This window comes from Acidobacterium sp. FHG110202_01 (assembly GCF_059115305.1).
Genome location: NZ_JBZYWJ010000006.1, coordinates 409,377 through 418,705 on the forward strand (window position 1 = coordinate 409,377; position 9,329 = coordinate 418,705).

General features: G+C 52.1%; 7 protein-coding genes and 1 pseudogene. 2 read left to right on the forward strand and 6 right to left on the reverse strand.

Annotation, left to right across the window (positions count from 1 at the left end; translation table 11 throughout):
* Positions 1 to 30 precede the first annotated feature (30 nt).
* On the forward strand, positions 31 to 1,233 hold the full coding sequence (locus AC5S16_RS15230; protein ID WP_493930936.1) for a tetratricopeptide repeat protein: 1,203 nt from the start codon (positions 31 to 33) through the stop codon (positions 1,231 to 1,233).
* Here AC5S16_RS15230 and AC5S16_RS15235 read toward each other — a convergent pair.
* Together AC5S16_RS15235 and AC5S16_RS15240 are read right to left on the reverse strand one after the other, a co-directional pair.
* Entirely contained in the window at positions 1,208 to 2,632 is a 1,425-nt protein-coding gene (locus tag AC5S16_RS15235) for an arabinose isomerase (RefSeq protein WP_493930937.1), read from the reverse strand. The genes AC5S16_RS15230 and AC5S16_RS15235 overlap by 26 nt on opposite strands.
* Positions 2,633 to 2,656: 24 nt before the next feature.
* Positions 2,657 to 4,177, reverse strand: coding sequence for a GH39 family glycosyl hydrolase (locus AC5S16_RS15240; protein ID WP_493930938.1), 1,521 nt, complete (start codon positions 4,175 to 4,177; stop codon positions 2,657 to 2,659).
* Between the two features lie 400 nt (positions 4,178 to 4,577).
* On the opposite strand from AC5S16_RS15240, the gene AC5S16_RS15245 reads away from it, so the two are divergent.
* Entirely contained in the window at positions 4,578 to 5,027 is a 450-nt protein-coding gene (locus AC5S16_RS15245) for an ester cyclase (protein ID WP_493930939.1), read from the forward strand.
* Positions 5,028 to 5,116: 89 nt separating this feature from the next.
* Here AC5S16_RS15245 and AC5S16_RS15250 read toward each other — a convergent pair whose 3' ends face one another.
* The 4 genes and pseudogenes from AC5S16_RS15250 to AC5S16_RS15265 form a co-directional block, all read right to left on the reverse strand.
* Entirely contained in the window at positions 5,117 to 6,550 is a 1,434-nt protein-coding gene (locus tag AC5S16_RS15250) for an alpha-L-fucosidase (RefSeq protein WP_493930940.1), read from the reverse strand.
* Between the two features lie 358 nt (positions 6,551 to 6,908).
* A complete protein-coding gene (locus AC5S16_RS15255) occupies positions 6,909 to 7,169 on the reverse strand; it encodes a hypothetical protein (protein WP_493930941.1) in 261 nt (86 codons plus the stop codon).
* 315 nt (positions 7,170 to 7,484) lie between these two features.
* Complete coding sequence (locus AC5S16_RS15260; protein WP_493930942.1) at positions 7,485 to 8,000, reverse strand: hypothetical protein; 516 nt, start codon at positions 7,998 to 8,000, stop codon at positions 7,485 to 7,487.
* Positions 8,001 to 8,088: 88 nt separating this feature from the next.
* A pseudogene (locus AC5S16_RS15265) lies at positions 8,089 to 9,329 on the reverse strand (hypothetical protein); the annotation flags it as partial.

The window sequence follows — 9,329 nt, forward strand, 5'->3', positions numbered from 1 at the left end:
CCCTTTATTTTTGAGGGTAGACTCGCGGCTATGAATTGGAACACCGTCAAGACAGGGGTGGCCATCATTCTATGCGCGTGTGCGCAATCGGCCTGGGCACAGGTTTCAGCCGATGAGGAACAGACGCTCGCACAACAAGGCCAAGCTGCATTGCAGGCGGGACGCTATGCCGACGCCGAGCGGGCTTATGAACGGCTGGAAAAACTGGAACCGGGGATGGCTGAGATTCACGTCACGCTCGGCGTCCTTTACTTCAAAGAGGGAAAGTTTGACCGGGCAGCGCCGGAGCTCCGTCGTGCGCTTGAGCTAAAGCCGAATCTGCCCCGCGTTGATTCACTGCTCGCCATGGTGCTCTCAGAACAGGGGCAATTTCAGCAGGCAATCCCAGGGCTGGAAAGGGGCTTTCGGCAAACTTCTGATTCAGAATTGCGGCGGATGTGCGGCCTTCGCCTGGAGAGGGCACATACATCGATGCATAACAATGCCAAAGCGATCGAGACCGCGCTTGAGCTGCAACACGCATATCCAGAAGACCCGGAAGTCCTGTACTACTCAAGCAAGGTTTTTGGCAACGAGGCGTTTCTGGCGGCTCAGAAGCTCTTTGAGACCGCTCCCAATTCCATATGGGGCTTACTGGCCGCGGGAGAGGCGCACGAGAGCCAGGGTGACACGGATGAAGCTGTCAAAGATTATCGCGAAGTATTAAAGCTTGATCTGGCAAAACCGAATATCCACTTTCGCATTGGAAGAGCTCTGCTTGCACGCGGAGCAGGCAGCAGCGATCCGAAGAGCTCTGCGGATGCAATGGCAGAATTTCAGCAGGAACTGGAAGTGGATCCGTCCAATGCCAATGCAGCTTACGAGCTGGCAGAAATCAATCGCAAGCAAGGGCAGGAAGAAGAGGCCCGCAAATACTTTCAGCAGGCCATCGATCACTATCCCAACTTCGAAGAAGCCCATGTTGGCCTCGCAGCCACAGTGCTGCAGAATGATCCGTCTCTTGCGCGAACGCATCTCGAGAAGGCTCTCGTGCTTGATCCCGAGGATTCCGTCGCATGGTACAGGCTGGCACAGGCCGAACGCGCCCTGGGTCACAGTGATGAGCAGAAGCATGCACTGGCCGAATTCGAGCGGCTCAGAAACCATAAACCGCTGGTTGGATTGGGCGCTTCCGGGCTCGAAGTTACGCCGCAGCAACTCGATTCGGTCAGCACACCTGCACGAAAGGAATAGCCAGCAACCGGGCAAGCTTTTCAATCCTGCCGGCCATGTGCCCAATGCCAACGGCACAATGGTGCGCCGGGCCCTGTTCATTCCACCGCTCCACAAAATTCCGCGCGCCGATAGGAAAGCGATAACGGCTGTTGGTGTTGCCGATCGCCAGCGTGGGGCCCTCTTCGCATTCCCCCTGCGCAGCGAGAAGTTTGAAGCCGTGCTCCCGGTCTTCCACAACAGAGAGCAGAGTCACCGGGCCATAGCGCACAGACATTTCGACAGAAAGCCCGCGGCCAACCTTGCCATGATAAACGTCTAATGGGCGAACTTTGGTTTTGCCTTGCGCGATGGCCGTGTGGCCAGGACCATCGTGTCCCATCAGGACAATGTCGTCGTTGAAGTCCATCGCGTAGTATTCGGTGAACGATCCTCCGGCGTCGAATGCATCTAGGATCTTCATCGCGATGGCATTCTTGACTTCGTACTCGCCGGCAACGGGTATATGTCGCGCCGTCAGCAGCGAGGTGCCGAGGATGATGGAGCTCATCGTGTCTTCGTTTGCCTCATTGCCGCTGCCTTTGTAGTAGTAAGCCATCGATTGAAGCGCATGCTGTTCCACAAAGCGATCGAGCGCCGCTGAAGTGCGGGCTGCGCGTTCCAGTTCATACTCGGAACAGTCGGCCTGCACATCGAAATGCTCATGGATGAGCTGCACCCGTTTACGTGTATCTACACCGGATACAAGAGCACGCAGGCTGCTCAGTTCGTCGACCTCAAGCATCTCAATGTGTGTGCCGAAGGTGATGGATATCTGCGTGATGTCAGTGGCGACATCTAGCATTCCACTGTAGTAATGCCCCATCAGCCCAAGACGGTTCTCGGAGAGAATCGATCGCACCCTGGCTGCGGCAATCCATTCTTCGATCTGCCTGCGGGTCACTTCTTCGTCAAGCACGCCTGTAACTTGATGAAACGGTATCCGAGCCCTCTGCAGTACGTTGGCGATCTCCGGAACGGGACAAGATGAACAATAAGCAAGCCAGTGGCCTGTCATCTTTGTCCGATCGGGAAGGCTATTAAATTCGGCGTAATCGATGGCGGCACGCGGCTGGAGGTTCAGTACGATGACCGGCACACCTGCCCGTTGCACCAGAGGCAGCACTGTGCTTGAAAGCGCGTATGTGGTCACGTAGAGAAAAAGCACATCGGCATTTGACTGCCGGCATTGCCGCCCGGCTTCGCGAGCACGTTCGGGAGTATCTACAAGCCCCAGGGAAACGAACTCTACTTCGGTCTGCGTGAGCAGTTCAGCAACCTGCCCAACGTAACCCTCAAGCTGAGCGCGCAGGCCATTGAACTGCTCCCAGTAGGCTTCCAGCCCTATCCCACACAATGCTACTCGAAGTGGTGAATGCAATCATCGTCTCCAATCTTCAGAAGGCTATTTCCAACTCACCACAGCTACGGCAAACGGAGAAAGCGTGAGAGTCTGCTCACTGCCCTGCGATGTTTTCGGCGCATCATCACCTGTAGTGCCATCGACAACAGAAACGGTATAGCTTGTCACATCCTTCGGCAGAGTAACAACAGCATTGCGGTTCCTCTTGTTCAGCAGCAGGAGCTTGTGTCCTTCTTGCGTCTCGAAGCCCTGCCCTTCTGCATTACTCCCGCCGGCAAGTTTTGTGTCAACGAGCTTATCTCCGGAATGGAAGTTGTCCTTGATCAGCTTCAGGACCCAGTATCTTGCATTAGGCTTGCTATTCTTCCAGTTCATCATGGAGACACTCGGGTACTGCGAAGGATAACCGACCAGTTGGGATTCGCCGATGATATCAATGCCCTGTTTTGACAACTCAACGAAGAGGTAGGCATAAAGCGCTCCTGCTGCATTCCAGTAAAGGGCCGGAATGTGATCGGGATGCGCATGACCATGGTCGTCTATTTCCAGCCCATCCGTGGGAAGAATGACTCCCAGTTCATCAAGATCGGTCTTCGTTTCCGGAGACAGCCGCTTGCGAATCGCCTCAACGAAGCGAACATTCGTAAGAAATCGGTCAGCCTGGTCAAAAAACGTGTACTGCCAGTTGTCGATTCCCTGGTCAAGTGAAGGCGTCGCGTAAAAATGATACGAGATATAGTCGAGCGGGATACCGGACTGATGATGGGAGTGATCAAGGAAATATGTGAACCACTCCGGTGCATTCTGCGGCGCGGCAAGAGCCAGGCCCATAAATTTTGTCTCCGGACTGACCTTGTGAATCGCAGCAACAATGGCGTCGTAACGCTGGGTATAAATCTCAGGAGTCATATGATGCTCGAAGTCGACTTCGTTCAGAACCTCCCAGACTGGAAAGCTATAGTGGTACCCGGACTTATGTTCCTTGCCGTTCTCGTCGACAAAGCCGCCACGGGTATACCAGCTCACCAGGCGCGCATAATACTCGCCTAATTCCCGGCCTGATGCATCCTTCAGCTCTGTGCCCTGCGTATAGTCCCATACCACCTGATTCGGGTCGTCGGGAATGCCGACTGGCTTCTCAAGCTTAAAGAGCCAGCTCGGAATAGTACTGAAATTCATCACGGTGGAATGACCGCTCGTCGCTTCCATGAAATCCCTGGTCATCGGGTCAATCAGCCGGAAATCCCAGGAAGTGGCAGTCTTTGTCGGCGGTTCCAGTTCTGCGACCGCGAGTCTCGGATAAGGCTCCCAGGGCACGTAGCGGACATAATCCGCACCCAGTTTTTTCAGTGCTTCAAAGGATCCGTCGTGGATCGGCGATCCAGCGCGCAGCATGGGATTGACAACTACCTGAAGCGTCGGCGTCGACCTGGAAACGATGACGGTCTTGTTCCAGTCAATGGTGACAACATTCGGCTTTTCGGCGGTTAGTTGAGACCATGCGAGAAACGGCATAGTGAGAACACTGGTTACAGTCGTGAACATCAGCTTCACAAATGTCACGGATATTTTCTCCTTGAGACAGTGAACAGCCCTGCCAAGACACTCTATGAAAGATAGAAGACTTTGCGCAACATGGGAAAGCGCTCTCCTGGACGCAACTCCTCGTCGCTCACGCGAACATCTCGGCGGCACTAGCTTGTGGCTTCATCATAATCACTCGATCGGAGATCATTGAGTCCGTTCCTTTTTTCAGTAGTAATGTTATCGGGTTTGCGATCTGGAACACTCCGGTTTTTGCTTTCAAATTTACTCTCTAGCCAGCTCAATTAGACGCGTCCGCAGAGTTTTACTGAATTTGAGGCCAAGATTCGGAGTGCCATTCGATACGCCACTGATTAGGTTCTGATTTGCAGAATGACACCATGTCTCTGCAATCTCAGCTACGAAAAGGAATACGACGATGTCGAAGGAAGAACAGAACAAAGCTCTCGTAGGACGTTGGTTTACGGATTTTTGGGGATCAAAAGTGAATCTCAGTATCGTTGATGAACTTGCCGCTCCCAACATGTTACTGCAATATTCTCTGCACGAGTCGCGCCGCGGCCATGAGGATATCAAGGCATTCATGAGCGGATTCCGTGAGGCATTCCCTGATCTCAACTTCTGGGGTACAGCGGATCTCATTGCTGAAGGCGACTATGTTGTCGGTCGTTGGGAGGGCGGCGGCACGCATACCGGACCTGCCTTCAGTGATTTCCTCGCCGGTTCGTTACCCGCCAACAGCGGTCGTAAGATGCATTTCACGGGGACTACCGTTCTTCGCATTGAGAACGGTAAAATCGCCGAGGAAATCGGACTGGATGATGGTGTGACTGCGCTTACTCAGCTCGATCTTATTCGAACAATCTAATGAGAGGCGGCAGCCGCGATTCAAAGTGGCTGCCGCTTTGCCTATGCTGAGGCGAAATTCCCTTCGGCATCAAGTCATGAACACTCTATTCAGGCAATCGGCTCATTGTAGATTCCAAACTCAGTGAGGCTTGGAGGCTTACCATCAACTCCGGTCGCGGTAATACGCACTCGCGTCGCTTCCAGCGCTTGGAACTGATGCACCTGCGAAATTCCTGCCCTGGCAGACTTCGTTATTTCACGCCAGCTTCCATCGCGCCAATACTGCACGCTGTAACTGCTGATCGAACGCACTTCCTTTTCATCCTGCCGTCCACGAGCGACGATCGTTACAGTATTGAATCGAGTCGATTTCTTGAGGTTGACTTCAACCCACCCATCAGCGTGTCCGACATCGGCAGTCCATGCAGAACGAAAGTTATTGTCATTTGCGAGATCCGGTCCTGATGTATCCTCGATGCTGCTCGCGAAGCTCGGCTGTGCAAATGCAAGATTCGGCGTCGTGATCTGAATGGATTTTTCGATCTTCGGAGCAGGACCGAAATTCTTCCATAGCTTGCCTACTTCGGCCAACCGAGAGACGGCATTGTCATCAAATCTTCCATCTGTATTCGGAGCTACATTCAAAATCAAATTGGAGTGCCGTTCATTGAAAGGTACAAGCCACTCATCCACAATTTGCTTGGCAGGCCGAAGAGCCTGCGCAGGGTATTCCTTCTTCCAGAACCAATCGCTCTGCAGGGTGGTACCTGACTGCGACGGGATCATACTCTCTTGAGGAATCACCTGGCCCGCATGTTGTTCGTATTCTTTGATGTCCGTGTAGTACATCAGCGCAACAGGATAGCTGCCGAAGTTGTGGTCGGCCACGAGGCAGTTTGGTTGCAGGCTCTTCACATGATCATAGACCGTGCGAAACGGAAGCTGATCGTAATAAATCCGAGACCACGCTGCGCTCCAACCATCGATGATCAGCGCCGTAATCTCTCCGTAGTTCGTCAGTAATTCTGTCAGTTGAGTCTTGATCAGATCGATCTTCTCTGTATTGACCTGGTAGGCACGGATATCAGCACGCAGATCAAGAATGGAAAAATAAAGACAGACCTTCAGTTCTTTGCGGCGAAAGGAATCAACATAAGATCGCACGATGTCATGGGGAAACGAAGAATTCATCACATTAGGACTGCTTGTAGCTGTTGGCCAGAGACAAAAGCCATCGTGATGTTTTGTCGTCAAGCATCCGTATCCCATATTTGCAGAACGGGCGGCATCCGCCCATTGATCGGTGTCGAGGTGAGCAGGATTGAAAATCTTCGGAGATGCTTTTGCATCGCCCCACTCACGCTGTTCAAAAGTTGCCATGTTGAGATGAATAAACATGCCAAACCGAAGAGCCAGGAAATCCTGCTGCAATTGCAACAGAGGCTTACGCGCACTCGCGGAAGCCGCACTTGCCAATACTCGTGAGCCATTAAGAGCGGTGGCAGCTAATCCATAATTGAATGCTCGTCTACTTACTTTCACTTATATCTCCATCAGAAACTCAGCAATCGCAGGCTGCTGAGCTTATTTTAAGCAACGCAGTTGCTCTCGATGAGAGCAACTGCGTTCATGAGCGTCGGAAGCTGATGCTACGTTGACTTCGGAATTCAAAGCTTGACAAGAGAAAATCCTTGCGGCTGCCAGGACTTTCTCCAGCTTCGCTGGCTCGGGTGTGAGCCATTTTCAATTGCTGAGGATCAGAAAACCTGTAGGTCTGTGAGTTTATTGGGACATTGAAGCGAAATGCTAAGAAAGGCAAGCGATAAGAATGACCAGCATGCCTTATTTTGTTGCACTAATTTATCTCTTATAGATAGAGATCGTTTTCTCAGATAATTCGTTACGTCGGCAATGGCTCAGCGCCCAAGCTCTGGTCAGCATGTGCAAACCAACTGGTGACCCAAATGCCACCCAAGACATTGAGATTGTCAATATCCTTAATAAATTCCGGCGAAGAGACTTCAGAAATCTTGTAGTCCTTTACCAGAAAAAGTATCTGCTTCTCTTCATCCAGATAAAAATAGCCGCCACCGCGATCGTACATGCCGCCGATTTTTGGGTCATTTAGGCCAGCATCCACCCTTTCTTTCAAATTGAGCACGATCTGGTCTGTCCTTCAAGTCGGACTTAACGATATAAACTCTTGCCTGCAGAACATCGCGTTCAGGGAACTAGTGAAACCCAAAATCACCAAAAGAGCGGTCATTGTCTGCATCAAGCATTTGGTGGATTGTGTCATGCGCGCCCACATGTTTTGCGTACGTGGTTATCAACGCCTCCGCCTTTGGCCGACCGCTACTATTGGCTGCTATCACCTTGTCCAATCCTCCTGTCACCACCAAAGGACCGAGAGAATGAAGAGGATAGAGCCGAGACTGGGAATTGCTATGCGGTTCACAGGATGTGACTACTGATCTCAGTGAGTTCCATAGGGGTTATGCTCGCGGTCAACAAAACGCGTGGGCGGTGGTTCTGCTCCATAGCTTTGTCGAGCTGCATGTGCAAACCAGCTTGTTACCCAAATGCCGCTGAGTGCATTTAGATTGTCCACATCTTTAATGAACTCGGATGAAGAAATTTCCGAAATCCTGTACTCCTTCACCAGAAACAGGATTTGCTTATCTTCATCCAAACGGAAATTGCCGCCACCGCGGTCATACATTCCGCCAATTTTAGGATCATTTAGCCCTGCATCGACTTTTCGCTCAAATTGAGCACGGTCCGGCCGATCTTTGATATGAGATCTGACAATGAAAATACGCGCTTCGAGCGCATCTCGGTCAGGAAAATAGTGAAATCCAAAATCACCAAAGGAGCGGTCGTTATTTTCATCCAAAGTCTGATGGACTGTATCGTGAGCGCCTACGTGTTTGGCGTACGCAGCTATTAAAGCTTGTGCTTTATCCTTGCCTGTACTTGTTGCAGCTTTCACGCGATCGAACCCTCCTGTCCAATAGATCACTCCTGTAGCGACTACAACCAATAGCGCTGCTGCTAGTCCGAGTCTCCGTTTTCTCTTGTTAATTCCCATCAGGAGAACACCCCCCGTCCACCTTTCGTACTGCATTCAGATAGGTGGTATTGATATCGTGATAGGCTGTCATGCTCAGCGGGGGCATTTCGTTGACTGGTATTCCACTATTAGGGTCAACTGTAATCGTTTTATTCATGTCCGCCAGTTGTTGAGCACTCAGCATAGCTGGATCCTGCGAGCCAGGGTCGCCCTGAAAACGAATCACCTGCTGATTGGGCCCAACGTTGGACGAGTCTGTCACGGGATTGCCTCCGAGCCCAGTTTCCATTGGAGTGAGGTCGCGGATATTGATGAAATGCTGTCCGTTGAGACTTGAAGGCCAGTTCTGTGCAGCGGAGCCAAAGCTAGTCACATCGATTCCCGAAACACCCTGTGAATAGCCACCTTTGATAAGTTCGTTATTGGCATCATAAGATGCTAAACTTGCTATCGCCCCGCCTTGACTATGTGCCCAGACTTCCGGAGGGTCACCGTCAAGCGTCGAGTTGTAAATTACATCGCTCAATGAATCAACTGCGGGGTTTCGCCCATCGTGCATTGCAAAGGGCCTGCCTGCTCGCGCCTGGCTGATCAAGGACTTGTCTTCCTTTGATTGCCACAAATCTGACATCGTGCCATCTGTCGAATTATGTACACCAAGGACCTGGGCACAGGTCTGGTTGGCGATGCGTTTCAGCGTCTCACATTGCCCAGCTTTGTCTGTGCGTATTCCATTTACATAGATGATGTGCTTAGCGGCTGCTCCAGATGCGCGTTTTGCCTGACAACAGGGAGAATTTGAGACGTAGGCCGAATTCCAAGCGCTTTTGATCTGTTGATCGCTCAGGCGTTCGCCCGGTTTCAACTTTTGCGTGAGCGGCTGACAGTTATTCCCGATGAGAGTGCCATCATAATCCGTTTCTTTTAAGTTTGATGCACTGCTGACTGGTGCGGCGACAGGAACAACTGTTGATGCCGGTGGAGGGGCTGCAGTTGCGGCTGCACCTGATCCACCTCCTGCGCCACCCCCGCCACTCCCGACTTCTTTGGAATGGAGTTGGGACAGGAAGTGGATACGGCCGTTGGGGGCGCTGAGGATGATGTCGCCTGTGGTTTCGAGGGCGATGGCGGGACGGCCGGTTTCGTTGGTCTTTTCGGTCATGACCAGGCGGTTGCTCGAGGGGGTGGCCATGGCGATGGTTTCCTGACCGGCGGTGTCGACCATGGTGATGCGGTGGCCGCTCTTGG

Bases quoted from the DNA above. Each gene is read 5' to 3' on its own strand.
- AC5S16_RS15230 (WP_493930936.1), top strand. From the start codon at position 31: ATGAATTGGAACACCGTCAAGACAGGGGTGGCCATCATTCTATGCGCG.
- AC5S16_RS15245 (WP_493930939.1), top strand. From the start codon at position 4,578: ATGTCGAAGGAAGAACAGAACAAAGCTCTCGTAGGACGTTGGTTTACG.